Origin of the sequence: Amycolatopsis sp. A1MSW2902, from assembly GCF_017312175.1 — a bacterium.
Classification (GTDB): domain Bacteria; phylum Actinomycetota; class Actinomycetes; order Mycobacteriales; family Pseudonocardiaceae; genus Amycolatopsis; species Amycolatopsis nivea.
Genome location: NZ_QJPO01000001.1, coordinates 386,715 through 401,133, shown reverse-complemented (window position 1 = coordinate 401,133; position 14,419 = coordinate 386,715). Strand labels below are relative to the sequence as shown.

Annotated in this window: 14 protein-coding genes; 4 read left to right on the top strand and 10 right to left on the bottom strand. The window is 68.6% G+C overall.

Annotation, left to right across the window (positions count from 1 at the left end; all coding sequences use genetic code 11):
• Positions 1 to 10: 10 nt before the first annotated feature.
• From DMP23_RS01910 to DMP23_RS01900, 3 genes are all read right to left on the bottom strand, one after another.
• Positions 11 to 574 (bottom strand): RloB family protein, encoded by a 564-nt coding sequence (locus tag DMP23_RS01910; RefSeq protein ID WP_078870727.1) that lies wholly within the window; start codon positions 572 to 574, stop codon positions 11 to 13.
• Between the two features lie 77 nt (positions 575 to 651).
• Positions 652 to 1,923: an AAA family ATPase gene (locus DMP23_RS01905; protein ID WP_337819961.1), complete on the bottom strand. Its 1,272-nt coding sequence runs from the start codon at positions 1,921 to 1,923 to the stop codon at positions 652 to 654.
• Between the two features lie 113 nt (positions 1,924 to 2,036).
• A complete protein-coding gene (locus tag DMP23_RS01900) occupies positions 2,037 to 2,450 on the bottom strand; it encodes a MarR family winged helix-turn-helix transcriptional regulator (protein ID WP_037818764.1) in 414 nt (137 codons plus the stop codon).
• A 59-nt stretch (positions 2,451 to 2,509) separates the two neighbouring features.
• Between DMP23_RS01900 and DMP23_RS01895 the strand changes: the two genes are divergently transcribed.
• Together DMP23_RS01895 and DMP23_RS01890 are read left to right on the top strand one after the other, a co-directional pair.
• The gene (locus DMP23_RS01895) at positions 2,510 to 3,031 is read left to right on the top strand and encodes a DUF6790 family protein (RefSeq protein WP_337819960.1); all 522 of its coding nucleotides are present in this window, start codon (positions 2,510 to 2,512) and stop codon (positions 3,029 to 3,031) included.
• A gap of 41 nt (positions 3,032 to 3,072) precedes the next feature.
• The gene (locus tag DMP23_RS01890; protein WP_337819959.1) at positions 3,073 to 4,668 is read left to right on the top strand and encodes an FMN-binding glutamate synthase family protein; all 1,596 of its coding nucleotides are present in this window, start codon (positions 3,073 to 3,075) and stop codon (positions 4,666 to 4,668) included.
• Between the two features lie 484 nt (positions 4,669 to 5,152).
• Here DMP23_RS01890 and DMP23_RS01885 read toward each other — a convergent pair whose 3' ends face one another.
• A complete protein-coding gene (locus DMP23_RS01885; RefSeq protein WP_337819958.1) occupies positions 5,153 to 5,986 on the bottom strand; it encodes a transposase family protein in 834 nt (277 codons plus the stop codon).
• An 848-nt stretch (positions 5,987 to 6,834) separates the two neighbouring features.
• On the opposite strand from DMP23_RS01885, the gene DMP23_RS01880 reads away from it, so the two are divergent.
• Both DMP23_RS01880 and DMP23_RS01875 read left to right on the top strand, forming a co-directional pair.
• Complete coding sequence (locus DMP23_RS01880) at positions 6,835 to 7,209, top strand: STAS domain-containing protein (RefSeq protein WP_051172419.1); 375 nt, start codon at positions 6,835 to 6,837, stop codon at positions 7,207 to 7,209.
• Positions 7,210 to 7,211: 2 nt separating this feature from the next.
• A complete protein-coding gene (locus DMP23_RS01875; protein WP_037818767.1) occupies positions 7,212 to 7,619 on the top strand; it encodes an ATP-binding protein in 408 nt (135 codons plus the stop codon).
• Between the two features lie 102 nt (positions 7,620 to 7,721).
• On the opposite strand, the gene DMP23_RS01870 is transcribed toward DMP23_RS01875, so the two are convergent.
• From DMP23_RS01870 to DMP23_RS01845, 6 genes are all read right to left on the bottom strand, one after another.
• On the bottom strand, positions 7,722 to 9,335 hold the full coding sequence (locus tag DMP23_RS01870) for an AMP-binding protein (protein WP_337824342.1): 1,614 nt from the start codon (positions 9,333 to 9,335) through the stop codon (positions 7,722 to 7,724).
• Positions 9,336 to 9,658: 323 nt separating this feature from the next.
• Positions 9,659 to 10,036, bottom strand: a complete 378-nt coding sequence (locus tag DMP23_RS01865; RefSeq protein ID WP_337824341.1) for a contact-dependent growth inhibition system immunity protein — start codon at positions 10,034 to 10,036, stop codon at positions 9,659 to 9,661.
• A 144-nt stretch (positions 10,037 to 10,180) separates the two neighbouring features.
• The gene (locus tag DMP23_RS01860) at positions 10,181 to 12,310 is read right to left on the bottom strand and encodes a transglycosylase domain-containing protein (protein WP_337819957.1); all 2,130 of its coding nucleotides are present in this window, start codon (positions 12,308 to 12,310) and stop codon (positions 10,181 to 10,183) included.
• A gap of 45 nt (positions 12,311 to 12,355) precedes the next feature.
• Positions 12,356 to 13,177, bottom strand: coding sequence for an ABC transporter permease (locus DMP23_RS01855; protein ID WP_134663478.1), 822 nt, complete (start codon positions 13,175 to 13,177; stop codon positions 12,356 to 12,358).
• Positions 13,137 to 13,934, bottom strand: coding sequence for an ATP-binding cassette domain-containing protein (locus DMP23_RS01850; RefSeq protein ID WP_037818772.1), 798 nt, complete (start codon positions 13,932 to 13,934; stop codon positions 13,137 to 13,139). The genes DMP23_RS01855 and DMP23_RS01850 overlap by 41 nt, the downstream gene beginning before the upstream one ends.
• A complete protein-coding gene (locus DMP23_RS01845; protein ID WP_275294695.1) occupies positions 13,931 to 14,383 on the bottom strand; it encodes a MarR family winged helix-turn-helix transcriptional regulator in 453 nt (150 codons plus the stop codon). The genes DMP23_RS01850 and DMP23_RS01845 overlap by 4 nt, the downstream gene beginning before the upstream one ends.
• Positions 14,384 to 14,419: the final 36 nt, after the last annotated feature.

The window sequence follows — 14,419 nt, the reverse complement described above, 5'->3', positions numbered from 1 at the left end:
CGGCCCGAGATCAGCTCACGGCGTCGTCGGGCGGTTGCTCCCCTTCCACGGCGTGAAGGAATGCGTTCATGCTGGACGAGGGATTGTCGTGCGGAAAACTCGTGCCGTTGCGGCGATGGCGCTTCTCCAGGCTGAGAGCGCGGCGAACTGCCTGCGCGCGATACGGCAGGTACTGGGAGGCGTCAATGCTCTTCCCTGCCCTGTTGTCCAGCGCGCGACTCGCTCGCTCGATGTCCGCCGTCGTGCAAAACTTGTCGAAGTCTTTGTGGTGTAGCACCAGCCAGAGTTCGAAGCACGGATTCGAGATCGCCAGGCCGATGCCGTGTTTGCGGGCGAGGGCGACCGCGGCGTCGAGGTTCGGATGGTTCCTAGGCCATTCGACGTCGAAAATGCACCAGCACTCGTCGATTTCCGGGTCCTTGCCGCGCTCGGCCGCAAGCCGGACGAGAGTAAGCGGCACACCGTGCTGGGGATGCAATTCCAGATTGAGCGCAACGTCGTGGGCGATGTGCGGAAGCCGCTTCAATCCGTTGACGTAGTCCGGTTCTGAGTTCTTTCCTTCGGTGAAGACCACGATTGTCCGTCGCTCCGGACGCCTCGCGGTAGCGCGTTTCAGCGATTTGGCTTGTGTTCTGCGCGGAGACAACGTCGTCAGCCGATCAATCCGAGCGAGCGGAGGAAATCTGCTTGGTCGACTTGCGGCAGTGCTCCGAACCGGCCGTGCAGATAGGCGGTCTCCAGGTTCTGTGACTTGCGCACCCGTTCTCCGGCGAACTCGGCCAGTGCACCTAACCGGGTGGCGCCTCGGACGTTCTTCTCGGTGAGCCAGACTTCGTCCCGGTTCAGGTGGTTGAGCAGATTCGTGTCGTGAGAAGTAAAGACCAGTTGGGCGCCGAGCGGGTTGGTGCTCGGATCGTGGAACAGGTGGACCAGTTGCGCGGACAGCTTCGGATGCAGACTGGCGTCGAGTTCGTCGAACAGCAGCAGAGACCCCTCGTGCAGCGCTGTCAGGACTGGGCCGATGAGATGGAACCAGGTTCTGGTTCCATCCGACTCCGCCGCGAAATCCAGCGACGCGCGCTCGTCGGCCACTCGGTGCACGAGCCGGATCCGTCGACTCAGCGGTTCGATACCGGCTTGGCTGGGGTCGATCACGACGTCGTCGATGCCGAGGTCCGCCAGCCGCAGAAGCGCCAGCGCGCGTTCTCTGCTCGTGACGTTCGGAAACGCGTCTTCCTCGAAGAGGGAGGGCTGGCCGGGTTGCTGGAAAAACCGAAATGTCGATTCCAATTGACTAGCGGACGGCAGCCTCCCGTCCCGATTTCGCGGTGCGCCGTGCCCGGGGGCAGGCCTCATGGTCTGAGTGCGCACGATCGCCCGTGAAAAGTCGGAAACCAGCGGTTCGTCGAATCGGCGCGCGATGGACAGGGCCAGGGTTCGTTCCGTCAGCAGCTCGCGGGTCCCGGACAGATTGCCGAGGCCGCGCTGGAGCTTCAGTTCTTGCCCGTCGCGTTCGAAAATCCGACGGCGCTTCTTCTCCGGGTAGTGGAACAGCCCCTCGTAGCGCACCTTGGCGACGTCCAATTCGAGGATGTACTCGAACCGAACCCCGCTGATGGTGAACTCCACGGTGTACTGGCTGGGAGACGTTGGACCGGCCCCGAACGCGAACGGTTCGACGGGGATTTCCTCGTCCCAGGTCCGCAGGGACTGCTCTACAGCGTCGCGAAGCCAGGCAAAGGCCGCGACGATATTGGACTTGCCCGATGCGTTGGGACCGAAGATCGCTGCGACCGGCAGCAGGCTTTCCCCCAGAAGCGGCTCCGCTCGCGCAGCTTCGCGGTCCTGGTCGATCGCGACCATGGAGAGCTCCACGGGGTCGTCGATCGAGCGGTGGTTCGAGACCTCGAAGCGGATCAGCATGGCCTCAGCATAACTCCCCTCCTGCAGTGAGACGGCAAGAAGAGCCCTGTTTTCGTCAAGTTATGACGAACTTAGACCTCTGACGACATGTCTGGCGTCGCCAGGTGACTGCTTCAGGACAGCAGTTCGGCGAGCCGCTCGGTGTCGCGCAGGTACTGCTCGTACGGGAAACCCGCCTTCAGCAAGGCCTCGCGGAACTCGTCCCGGAGCGGTTTCCCGGTGTCGTGGAAGGCTCTGCGGCCCGCGTCGGTGAGCGTGACCAGTCGCCGTCGTGCGTGGTCGGGGTCTTGGCGCACCTGGACGAGCCCGGCTGATTCCAGGGGGCGCAGCGCGCGGCTGATCGCCGGGTCGGACACCGACATCGCCTGCGCGAGCTGGTGCTGTGTCGCGGGTTCGATGTCGTCCACTGTGCCCAGCAGGCGCAGCTGGCTGTAGGTCAGCCCGGCTGAGTCGTCCGCGCGTTTCCGCGCGGCTTCGCCCAGCAGGTACACCACTCGATGAAGCGCTTCGGCAAGTCCGTCGTCCACGGGAGGGAGCCTACCAGGAGTGTTGACGAGTTAATATTAACTATGCAAGACTCATCGGCATGGAGATCCCTTACGTCGCTCAGACCCTGTTCCCCCTGATCTGGCCGCTGATCGCGGTCGCCGGCGCGCTGATCCGCACCCGGAAGAGCCCTTCGCCGCAGGTCAGGCTCGAAACCTGGCAGCGGTGGTGGGCTGTCGCCGCGCTCGGCTGCGGCAGCCTCTGGATGGTCTTCGCCTTCCTCGGCATGCCGGGCGTGATGGCCGACACGATCGGGTTCGCCCGCTCGCCGTTCCAGTTCGAGATCGCGTTCGCCAACCTCGGGCTCGCGGTGATGGGCTTCCGCGCCGCCTCGTCGTCGGCCACCGCCCGGGAGCGCATCACCGTCGGCCTCGGCGCCGGGATGTTCCTGTGGGGCGCGCTGATCGGCCACGTGTACCAGTGGTTCGCCAACGGCGACCACGCGCCGGGCAACACCGGCGGCGTCCTGGTCTGCGACCTGCTGTTCCCGGCGGTGCTGATCGTCCTCGCGGTCCGCTCGAAGCGACTGGCCGCGGCTGTCGAAAAGCCCGCGCTGGTCTAGCCGACCTGCACGTCGTGGCCGCTGGGTTTAGTTTCGACGCCGTGGCAAGACTCAGTGTGGTCCGATTCGGACTGGTCGCGGGACTGGTCGTGCTCGCGGCCGGCGCGGCAGTGCTCAGCGCGACGGTGTCGCCCTGGTGGTGGTTCCTGGCAGGACCGTTGCTGCTGCTCGCGGCGACCGGGGTGTACGACGTGATCCAGCGGCGGCATTCGGTGCTGCGGAACTATCCGGTGCTCGGGCACCTGCGGTTCCTGCTCGAAAGCATCCGGCCGGAATTGCAGCAGTACTTTGTGGAACGCAACTTCGACGGCCGCCCCTACGACCGCGACGTCCGGTCCATTGTCTACCAGCGCGCCAAGGGCACGGCCGCGGAAGAACCATTCGGCACCGAGCGCGACGTGTACGCCGAGGGATACGAATTCCTCGTCCCGTCCCTCGCGCCGGTGCCGGTTCCGGATCACGCGCCGCGAGTCCGGGTCGGCGGGCCGGACTGTACGAAGCCGTACGAGATGGCGTTGCTGAATGTGTCCGCGATGAGCTTTGGTTCCTTGTCCAGCAACGCGATCCTCGCATTGAACCAAGGTGCCGCCCGCGGGGGTTTCGCCCACGACACCGGCGAAGGCGGCTTGTCGGAGTATCACCTGCGGGGCGGCGGCGACCTGATCTGGGAAATCGGCACCGGCTACTTCGGCTGCCGAACCTCGGATGGAGATTTCGACCCGTCGACCTTCGCCGACAAAGCCGCGCAGGACGCGGTGAAATGCGTTTCCCTGAAACTTTCACAAGGCGCAAAGCCCGGGATGGGCGGTGTCCTGCCGGGTACCAAGGTTAATGCGGAAATCGCCCGGGTGCGCGAGGTTCCCGTGGGAGAAACGGTCGTTTCCCCGCCATATCACCGGGTATTCTCGACGCCGCGTGAACTGGTGCAGTTCATCGCCCGGATGCGCGAGTTGGCTGGTGGGAAACCGACCGGGTTCAAGCTGTGCGTCGGCTCGCGGGTGCAGGTGCTGGCGGTGTGCAAGGCGATGCTGGCCGAAGGGGTCACGCCGGACTTCATCGTGGTCGACGGTGCTGAAGGCGGTACCGGGGCCGCCCCGCTGGAGTTCGCGGATCACCTTGGCACGCCGCTCACCGAGGGGCTGCACATTGTCCACAATGCACTCGTTGGCACCGGTCTGCGGGACCGGATCCGGCTCGGGGCGAGCGGAAAGGTCGCGACCGGGGCGGACGTGGTGAAGCGGCTGATCCAGGGCGCGGACTACACGAACGCCGCGCGGGCGATGATGTTCGCGGTGGGATGCATCCAGTCGCAGCGGTGCCACACGAACAAATGCCCGGTCGGGGTGGCGACGCAGGACCCGCGCCGGGGACGGGCGCTGGACGTGGGCGACAAGACCGAGCGAGTGCGGCGATACCAGGAGGCGACGGTCGCCTCGGCGATGCGCATCATGGCGGCGATGGGAGTCTCGGACCCGGCGGAGCTGTCGCCGAGGTTGCTGCGCCGCCGGGTGGATCCGCGGACGGTGCTGTCCTACGCGGAGTGGTACGAGTGGTTGGAACCGGGGCAGTTGCTGGCGGAGCCGCCTCGCGACTGGGCGGAGGACTGGGCGGCGGCTGATGCGGATCGGTTCGCTTGAGGGCGGGGGCGTTGCTGGGCGGCGGTTGATCTGGACCGGTTCTCTTGAGTGCAGGGCGCGGCTGGACGGGGAACTGGGCTGGACGTTCGCTTGAGAGCGGGAGTGCTGCTGGACGGGGACTGGGCTGGACGTTCGCCTGAGCGGGGGAACGCCGCTGAGCGGGCGCTGATCCGGACCGGTTCGCTTGAGTGCAGGGCGCTGCTGGGCGGGGGACTGGGCGGCGGCTGATCCGGACGTTCGCCTGAGGACGGAAGTGCCGCTGGGCAGTTGGTCTGGCCTGGTTGCGGGCGGGTCGTGCGACGGATATTCGCCGGGTGATCGACGGTGAGGCGGGCACCTGGTCGGCCGAAGCCCCTTGCTCTTCTCCGGTTCTCTTTGGTGCCCCAATGCGGCATTGGGTGCGTCTGACGCACCGAACGCCACATTGGGGATTTTTCATCCTGGTTTGTGCTGTTCATGGCGGGTTGACGGGGTGTGGTAGTTGTCAGGCCGGGGTGGGCTGGGCGGTGTCGCGGACGGCTTGTTCGTGCTGGGTGAGGACGAGCAGGGCGCGGACGAGGGTGGTGGCGTGGCGTGGTGCGATGCGGAGTTTGTCGAGGACGCGCCAGGTTTTGAGGGCGGCGAAGCCGCCCTCGACCGCGCAGCGCATCGCGTTGAACACGCTGTTGGCCTGTTTCTGCGGCTCGGTGAGCGGCCGGTTGGTTTCGGCTTTGAACGGGGTGAGCACGATCTGCGCGCAGGGGCCGCCGCAGTCCGGGCAGTGGCGGGTGTCGCGGACGTCTTTGTGCCAGCCCTGGTAGCCCTTGTCCGCGGCGGGGGTCAGGCCGTGGGCGTGGAGGCGGTCGCGCAGCCGGTGGCGGCGGGCGGCGGTGATGTCGGCGGTCCTGCCCGGCAGCGCGGCCGAGACCCACAGCAGCCGTCCGTGTTCGTCGGTGAGGCCTTGGACGTTGAGGCCGTGGTGTTTGTGCTTGCCGCTGTAGTTGCGGCGATTGTCTGTGCCGGTGCGGCGGCGGGTGCGGATCAGGGTCCCGTCGGCCAGCACCACCGCCGCGCCGCGGGCGGCCAGCCGCCGCAGCACCCGCCCCAGCCGCGGCGCCCGGGCCGCGAGCAGGTCGATGGCCTCCAGCAGCCAGCGGCGCAGCGTGGCGGCCGACACCGCGTTGGCGCGGGACAGGTCCAGCAGGCGCTGGTCGTGGCGCAGCATCGCCAGCACCAGCACCGCCTGCTCGGCCGGGGACGCCTTGCGCCACCGCGACCCGATCGCCCGGCGGCGGCGGCCGATCAACCCGGCCAGCATCGCGATCGTGGGCGGCGACACCGGCAACACGCTGCGATACGAGGCCAGAACCTGCTGTGAGACAGTGAGAGCGGAGCCCCCGGACGTTTTTTCTCGAGTCACGACTTGATCAACATCCGGGGGCTCCGCCGCGTTCCCGCCCGGCCCACGCCCGCCCCGCAACTCCGTTACAGCACAACCACAACCAGCCCCGTCAACCCCACCTAACCAGCACCAACAAGATGAAAAATCCCCATTGGGGTGCGTGGAACGCACCCAATGTGGCGTTGGGGCCATCTCTGCAGCGTGGTTTGCGGCGGGGTCGCGGTAGCGGCGCTTGCCAGGGCGATGCGGAGCACCGGCTGGCGAGCCGGGCTGCGCGGCTCCGCTCGGTGGAGGTCCGTGAGGGCCACCCTGAGGGAATCAGATTCCGTGAGGGTGGCCCTCACGGACGTCGGCAACGCGCGCCGGGTCCGTCGGCTGGGGCGGGAACTTCGGCCCACCGCGGAGAAAACCCCATGGGGGACATGCCGGGCGAAGGTCCGTTGCCGAGCCGGGGGCAGTCGGGTGAGGAGTTTTGCTGGGCTGAGGCCGGTTGGGCGAAGGGTCGTTGCTGAGCCTGGTGCAGTCGGGCGAGGAGTCTTGCCGGACTGAGGCCGGTCGGATGAAGAGCCCCGGGCCGACGCCGGTCGGGTGAAGAGCCACCCCATGCGGCCAGCTCCGCATCGCCGCATCCAGCCCACCCCACCGTTGACGTGCCGTTCCCCGCGACTGGCCCCTGCCAGCCCCGCCGATGGGGGAGTGCGGGCGCGGCCGGGCGGAGGGATCATGGCGCCCCCGTCCGGTGGTCCACTGGCGATTCGTCCTCCGATCGGGCACGATCGGTGATCGTGGCTTCGGGAGACGGGCAGGACGCGGGCGACCTCGAGGTATCCGTCCGGTGGCGGGGGCCGGCCGCGGTGGTGACCGTGGGCGGGGAGATCGATCTGGTCACCGCGCCCGAACTCGGCGAGTTCGTGGGCGGGGTGCTCGAACGCGAGCCCGGCGTGCTGGTGGTCGACCTGCGCGCGGTCGATTTTCTCAGCTCGTCCGGGCTGCAGGTGCTGGCGGGCGCGCACCGCAAGCTCGACGCGGGCGCGCTGCGGGTCGTGAGCACGTCTTCGATCACGTCGCGGCCGTTCACGACCACCGGCCTCGACGAGTGGATCTCGCTGTTCCCCTCGGTCGACCAGGCGCTGGCCGGGGTCGCCGGAGCGGGCGGCTGACGATGGACGTGCAGGAGGACACCCGCGCGCTGAGCTGCCACGGGATCGTGGCCGAACCGGGGGCGCTGCGGGCGCTGCGGCACCGGTTGCTGGCTTGGGCGCTGGAGTCCGGCATCCCGGACGATCGCGCGCACGACATCGTGCTGGCCGGGTACGAGGCGCTGGCGAACGTCGCGGACCACGCCTATCCGGGGGAACCTGGGCTGGTGGACCTCGACGCGGTGTGCCGGCCGGACAGCGTCGAGGTCGTGATCGCCGACCACGGCGAGTGGCGTCCGCCGGACGAGGCCGAGGACGATCCGGTGTCGGTGCGCGGGCGCGGGTTGCTGCTGGTGCAGGCGACGGCGGACCAGGCGGACGTGCGGACCGGTGCGGACGGCACGGTGGTCACGCTCGGCTGGAAGCTCTGACGGACCCAGTTCGCCGGTCGATGGGGTCCGGTTTGGAGGGCGGTCGGCACCGGCGACGCTGGCGGCTGAGGGCCGGTTCAGTAAGGATGAGCGCTTCCGAAGTCAGCTCACCGGTTCGGCCGCGCGGCGGCGCAGCAGGTATCGCTGCACTTTTCCGCTCGGGTTGCGCGGCAGATCCGGGATGAATTCCACCCGCCGCGGGTATTTGTACGGCGCGGCAAGGGATTTCGCGAAGTCCTGCAGTTCCTTCACCTTCGCGTCGTCGCCGGGGACGCCCTCGTTGAGGACCACGTAAGCGGCGACGATCGAGCCGCGCGCGTCGTCCGGGGCCGCGACGACCGCGCATTCCAGCACATCCGGGTGGCGCAGCAGCACTTCCTCCACCTCGGGCCCGGCGATGTTGTAGCCGGACGAGACGATCATGTCGTCGCTGCGGGCGCGGTAGTGGAAGTAGCCGTCGGAGTCGCGGACGTAGGTGTCGCCGGTGAGGTTCCAGCCGTCCTCGACGAAGACGGTCTGCCGGTCGTCGGCGAGGTAACGGCATCCGGTCGGGCCTTGGACGGCCAGGCGGCCGGGGGTGCCGTCGGGGACGGGGTTTCCGTTGTCGTCGACGATCTGTGCGCGGTAGCCGGGGACGACGCGGCCGGTCGCGCCGGGACGGGCGTCCTCGTCGGCGGCGGAGATGAAGACGTGCAGCATTTCGGTACTGCCGATGCCGTCGATGAGCCAGTGGCCGGTGGCCTCGTGGAAGTCGGTCGCGACGGATTCCGGCAGCGCCTCGCCCGCCGACACCGCGCGGCGCAAGCCGGACAACAGCGGGCGGCGGTCGGAGGCCAGGATCGCGCGGTACGCGGTGGGCGCGGTGAACAGGACTGTCACGTGATGCTCGGCGACGAGGTCGGCCAGTTCGGTCGGGGTGGCGCGCTCGATGAGCAGCGTCGCGGCGCCGGCGTGCAGCGGGAAGACCAGCAGGCCGCCGAGGCCGAACGTGAACGCCAGCGGGGGAGTGCCGCAGAACAGGTCGGTTTCCCGGGGTTTGACCAGGTGCCGGGAGAACGTGTCGGCGATGGCGAGCAGATCGCGGTGGAAGTGCATGGTCGCCTTGGGACGGCCGGTGGTGCCGGACGTGAAGGCGAGGAGAGCGACGTCGTCCGCGGCGGTGTCGACGTCCTCGAAGGTCGCGGGACGGGCGGCGCAGCGGGCGGCCAGGTCGTCGGGGCTGTCGCCGCCGTAGGGCACCAGGGGGAGGTCGAAGGACTGCAGTTCCTCGGGATACCGGTGGTCGCACAGGGCGATGACGGGCGTGCTCGCTTCGATGATCTTCGACAGTTCGTGCGCGCGCAGCATCGGCATGGTGGCGACGGCGACCGCGCCGGCTTTCAGCACGCCCAGCCAGCACGCGGCGAGCCACGGGGTGTTCGGCCCGCGCAGCAGCACGCGGTTCCCAGGTACGACGCCCTGCGCGGTGAGCTCGTGGGCGATCTGGTTGGCGCGCGTCAGCAGGTCGCCGTAGGACCAGGATTCGGTGGGGGAGAGCAACGCGGGACGGTCGGCTCCCCAGCGCGCGATCGTGTCGTCGAGCAGGCGCGTGGCCGCGTTGAGCCGGTCGGGATACTGCAGTTCGGGCAGGTCGAACCACAACCGCGGCCACTGCTCGAACGGCGGGAGGTGGTCCCGGCAGAACGTGTCGACATGCGCACTCGGCTGGAGCTGCACCACGTGCCCCCAATTCAGACGACGGCCATTCACGCGTCCAGCTACTGTAATACGTTTTACGACCGTCAGGAAGACGCAACATCGGACGGCGCTCGCGGGGGCACGGAGCGCAGTCGGGGCGGGGTTGGTGGGCTGCGCCTGCGGTGTGGCCCCCGTGGTGGGTGCGGGCTTGGTGCCGGAGTGTGGCGGATCGCGCCGATCAGGAACGGAGCCGCTCGCAGGGGCATGGAGCGCAGTCGGGATGGGGTTGGCGGGCTGAGCCGTCGGTGTGGCCCATCGTGGTGGGTGCGGGCTTGGTGCCGGGGTGCGGCGGATCGCGCCGATCAGGAACCGAGCTGCTCGCGGAACTTGGCGATGGGCTTGCGGAGGAGGAAGTCGAAGTCCTCGGCGGTCGTGTCGAGCGCGGCGAGGACGCGTTCGAGCCGCTCGAGGTGGTCCGGGCGGGCGTGCCAGTGCGACGGCGGGATGCGCAGTGTCGACGCGAGCAGATCGCCGGGGTAGAGGTGGCCTTCGCAGAGGGGGTCGTGCTCCAGCATCGCCAGCGCGCGCGGCAGGAGGATCGGCACGCCGACGTCCTGGCCGAGCAAGAGGCGGAGGTCTTCGGCCGTGAGCAGGGCGATGGGCTTGCGCCGCAAGCGATGCACGGTCTCGATCAGCCTGGTCGCGTCGGCGGGAGGGGCGCCCCAGTCAGCGTTTTCGATCTGCTCCAGCGACTGGGCGGACCGGTCGGGTCGTCGGGACAGGGGTGATCACCTCGTTCCGTGACGAGTTTCGGAGAGCTGCCGATGCTCCGCGGGGAACCCGGGAGCGAATCAGGGTTCCCCGCACGGCAAAGCCCAGGCGGCTCAGGCGTGCGCGTCCAGGTACGCGGGGTCCGGGGGCGGGATCGGGACGTCCGGCTGTCCGGCCAGCAGCTGGTTCATCGCGGCGAAGTACGGCGGCGCGGCGACGGTGCCGCCGAAGGCGCCGTGGCCGCAGTTGCCCAGGTGGACCGGGGTGCCGGGGCAGATTTCCTGTGGGTGGGGGCCGTCGGCGAAGACCATGGACGACACCGCGTAGTGGTCGACTCCGCCGACGAACGCGACGGATTCGCTTTCCTGCGTGGTTCCGGTCTTGCCGATGTCCGGGTGGGTCCAGCCCGCCGACTGGGCCGCGCGGGCGGACGTGCCGATGGTGGTGTCCTGGCTCAGCCCCGCCTCCAGCGTGTTCGCGACGCCGGGCGGGATCACCTGTTCGCACGCCTGCTGGTGCAGCGCGACCGGCTGGCCGTGGCGGTCGGTGACGGACAGGATCGGGTCGGGCGGGCACCACATCCCGCCGCTCATCAGGGTGGCCGAGACGTTCGCCATCTCCAGCGGGCTCACCGGGCTGTTGCCGAGGGTGAACGACAGCAGGTTCTGGAAATACTGCGACTGCGGTTCGTTGTACTGCGGGTTCTTCGACCGCGCGTCCGACGGGTCGGTGATCGGCTTGCTGCCCGCGTCGTTGGTCGCCATCGTGTTGCGCAGACCCAGTTTCCGCGCCATGTCCAGCACCGCGGGCATGCCCACTTGCGATTCCAAGCCGACGAACGCGACGTTCGGCGACGTCGCGAGCCCGGCGGCCAGCGTGATCGGGTTCGGGTAGCTCGTGCCGTCGTTGCTCACCGGATAGCAGTGCGTGTACCGGTTCATGTTGGGCGGGTTGAAACAGTCGCTGAACGGGTTCGGCAGCGGCGTGTTCAGGCCCGCCTTCCCGGCGACCATCGCCGCGGCCGAGGTGAAGATCTTGAACGACGAGCCCGCGCCGAACTTGTTGCTCGCGTCGGCCACGATGTTCGTGGACGTCTCGCCCTGGTCGGGATCGGTGCCGTAGTTGCGGTTCGCGACCATCGCGAGCACCTGGTGCCCGTCGCCGCCGGGCTGCACGACCGCGAACGTGTTGGCGACGCCGTCCTGCGTGGTCGGCACGTTCGCGTCGACCGCGTCCTTCGTCACCTGGCTCACGTGCGGGTCCATGGTGGTCTTCACGGTGTATCCGCCGGTGTCGATCTGGTCGACCGTGAGCCCGGACTGCACGAGATAGCGCACCGCGTACGCGCAGAAGAACCCGGCATCGGGAGCCGCGCCGAGGCACGTGCTCGCCGGCGCCTGCGGCCGCGCACCGCTGAGGCCCAGCGGGGTCGCCTTCGCGGTCGCCCCGTAGGACGCCGGGATCGAATGCGCCTGCACCATCGAATCGATCACCAGATTGCGCCGTTGGAGCGCCTTGTCCGGATGCGTGTACGGGTTGTAGATGTTGGGGTTGTTCACCATCCCGGCGAGCAGCGCCGCCTGCGGCACGGTCAGTTTGTCCGCGGTCGTCCCGAAATACGCCTGCGCGGCGGCGCCGACGCCGTACACCGTGCCGGTGTATTCGACCACGTTCAGGTAGTCGGCGAGGATGTCGTCCTTGGACACGGTCTGCGCCAGCTGCACGGCCATCTTCGCCTCGCGCAGCTTGCGTGCCAGCGAATCCTCCTGATCCCGTTGCTGCGCCGCCTTGTCGTTGCGGTCCACGACGTTCACGAGGTAGTTCTTCACGTATTGCTGCGTGAGCGTGGACGCGCCTTGCAGGTTCCCGCCGGAACTGTTGTGCACCGCGGCGCGCAGCATGCCCTGCGGGTCGACGCCGCCCTCGCTGTAGAACCGGCGGTCTTCGATGTCGACGATCGCGGCTTTCATCGCCGGGGAGATCTGCGCCGGAGTGACCGGAATGCGGTACTGCGAGTACAAAGTCGCGATCGTCCCGCCGTTCCGGTCGGTGACCGTGGTGACGAGCGGCGGCTCCGCGTGCACGAGATCGGCGGAGATGGCGTCGACCGAATCGCTGACCTGGTTGGACAGCACGCCGGCGCCGATCGCGACCGGGGCGAGCGTGCCCGCGACGAGAATCCCGGCCAGCACGCACAATCCGAGGAACGGGGCTATCCCCCTGCGACGAGACACGGTTCCCAACCTATGCCTGTCCCGGTGAGAAACCGGTGTGCGGACGAGGGTGTTTCATCGAGCCAACCTTCCCAGCAGAGCCGAAGCGACCGCGATCGCCAGCGCGGTCGCACCCACTAAGACGCCGAAGTCGGCCCACAGGTTCTCCGGGGTGCCGATCAATAATCCCCGCAAGGCGTCGACAAGGTAGCTGAGCGGGTTCGCGTGGCTCAGCACCTTGAGCCAGGACGGCATCAGGTTCACCGGATAGAGCGCGTTGGACCCGAAAAACAGCGGCATCGTGATCGCCTGGCCGATGCCCATCAGCCGTTCGCGGGAAAGCACCAAACCGGCGATAACGATGGAAAGACAGCAGAAAAAGGCCGAACCGAGCACAACGGCCACGGCGGCGCCCAGCAGCCGCAACGGGTTCGCGGTCAGCCCGACGCCGAGCAGTGCGGCGAGAATCACCACGATGAACGCCTGCACGAGGGCGCGCACCCCGGCGGCGAAAGCCTTGCCCGCCACCAGCGCCGCGCGCGGCGTGGGCGTGACGAGCAGCTTCGCGAGGACGCCCGCGTCGCGCTCCCAGATGATCTGGATGCCGTAGAAGATGGAGATGAACAGCGCCGACTGGGCCAGGATGCCGGGCGCGAGATAGTCGAGGTAGGGCACCGAACCGGTCGGGATCGCGCGCAGCCGGGTGAACGTTTCGCCGAAGATGAGCAGCCACAGCGCGGGCTGGATCGCCCGGGTGAGCAATTCGGTCTGGTCCCGGCGGAGTTTCTGCAGTTCCACCAGGCACATCGCGCCGATCCGGGAGAACAGGACGCGCAACTGCCCCAGCGGGCCGGGGTCAGCCGAGACGGCGGGCGGTGCGGCGAGCGGCGCGGACATCGCGGATCCCTCCTGCGTCGAGCGCGTTCCCGGTGACGGTCCGGAACACGTCGTCCAAAGTGGACTGCGGGCCCAGTCCGGCTTCGAGGTCGGCCGGGGTGCCGAGCGCGCGGATCTTGCCGGTGTGCATCAGCGCGACGCGGTCGCAGTACTGCTCGGCTTCGTCCATGTAATGGGTGGTGACGAGCACGGTCATCCCGGTGTGGGCGCGGATCTCGGAAATCCGCTCCCAGACCGCCGAGCGCGCCACCGGGTCGAGGCCGATGGTGGGCTCGTCGAGGATCAGCAGCCGGGGCGAACTGACCAGCGCCTGCGCCAGTTCCAGCCGGCGGATCATGCCGCCGGAGTACCGGCCGGCCGGGCGGTCCGCGTCGTTCTCCAGGCCGACCAGCTCCAGTGCCTCCCGCACCTGGGCGGCGCGTTGGGCTCGCGGCACGTCGAAGAGCCGGGCGAACAGCGACACGTTCTCGCGGCCGGTGAGCGCGCCGTCGGCGGAAAGCTGTTGGGGGACATAGCCGATCAGGCGGCGGACGGCCATCCGGCGGCGGGCGACGTCGAGCCCGAAGACGGTGATGCGGTCCGGCGAGACGGGCAAAAGCGTCGTGATCATCCGGATCGTGGTGGTTTTCCCGGCTCCATTCGGGCCGAGCAGGCCGAAGACCTCGCCGGGCTCGATGGCGAGATCCACGCCGTCGACCGCGACGGTGGTGCCGAAGGAGTGCCGCACTCCGGTGCAGCGGACTGCCGGTTCGCTCACGTGTCCTCCTTGAGCACTTCGGTGAGCCGTTCGAGGGCGGGCAGCGCGGCGAAGATCGCCGAAGTGTCCTCTTCGGACAGTTGAGCGAGCGCGGCGGAAACCAGGCCTGTTCGCGTACGCCGCCAGGTCGCCATCCGGTCCTGGGCCGCGTCGGTGAGCTGCAGCCGCGCGGCCCGGCGGTCGGCCGGATCGACCTCGCGCCGCAGCAGTCCCGCCTCGGTGAGCACGTTCACGAGCGTGCTCACCGAATTCCCGGCCAGGCTGAGTTCCCGGGCCGCCGCCGCGACGCCGATGCCCGGGTTCCGGTGCACGACGCGCAGCAGTTCCACCTGCGAGCCCGGCAGATGCGGTCCGGGCAGTTCGGCTCGCACGCGGCGGCGCACGACACGGCGTACGCCCAGCACCGCGGCGAGAACGCGTTCGGCGAGGTCGATCCGGGGTGCGGGCATGCCTCGAAGTTAGCTCTGAGTCAGAGTCATTAGCAA

What these genes read in the sequence shown, in the direction of transcription:
- DMP23_RS01905 (WP_337819961.1), bottom strand. Translation starts at nt 1,923, where the DNA reads ATGCTGATCCGCTTCGAGGTCTCGAACCACCGCTCGATCGACGACCCC.
- DMP23_RS01895 (WP_337819960.1), top strand. Translation starts at nt 2,510, where the DNA reads ATGGAGATCCCTTACGTCGCTCAGACCCTGTTCCCCCTGATCTGGCCG.
- DMP23_RS01875 (WP_037818767.1), top strand. Translation starts at nt 7,212, where the DNA reads ATGGACGTGCAGGAGGACACCCGCGCGCTGAGCTGCCACGGGATCGTG.
- DMP23_RS01855 (WP_134663478.1), bottom strand. Translation starts at nt 13,177, where the DNA reads ATGTCCGCGCCGCTCGCCGCACCGCCCGCCGTCTCGGCTGACCCCGGC.
- DMP23_RS01845 (WP_275294695.1), bottom strand. Translation starts at nt 14,383, where the DNA reads ATGCCCGCACCCCGGATCGACCTCGCCGAACGCGTTCTCGCCGCGGTG.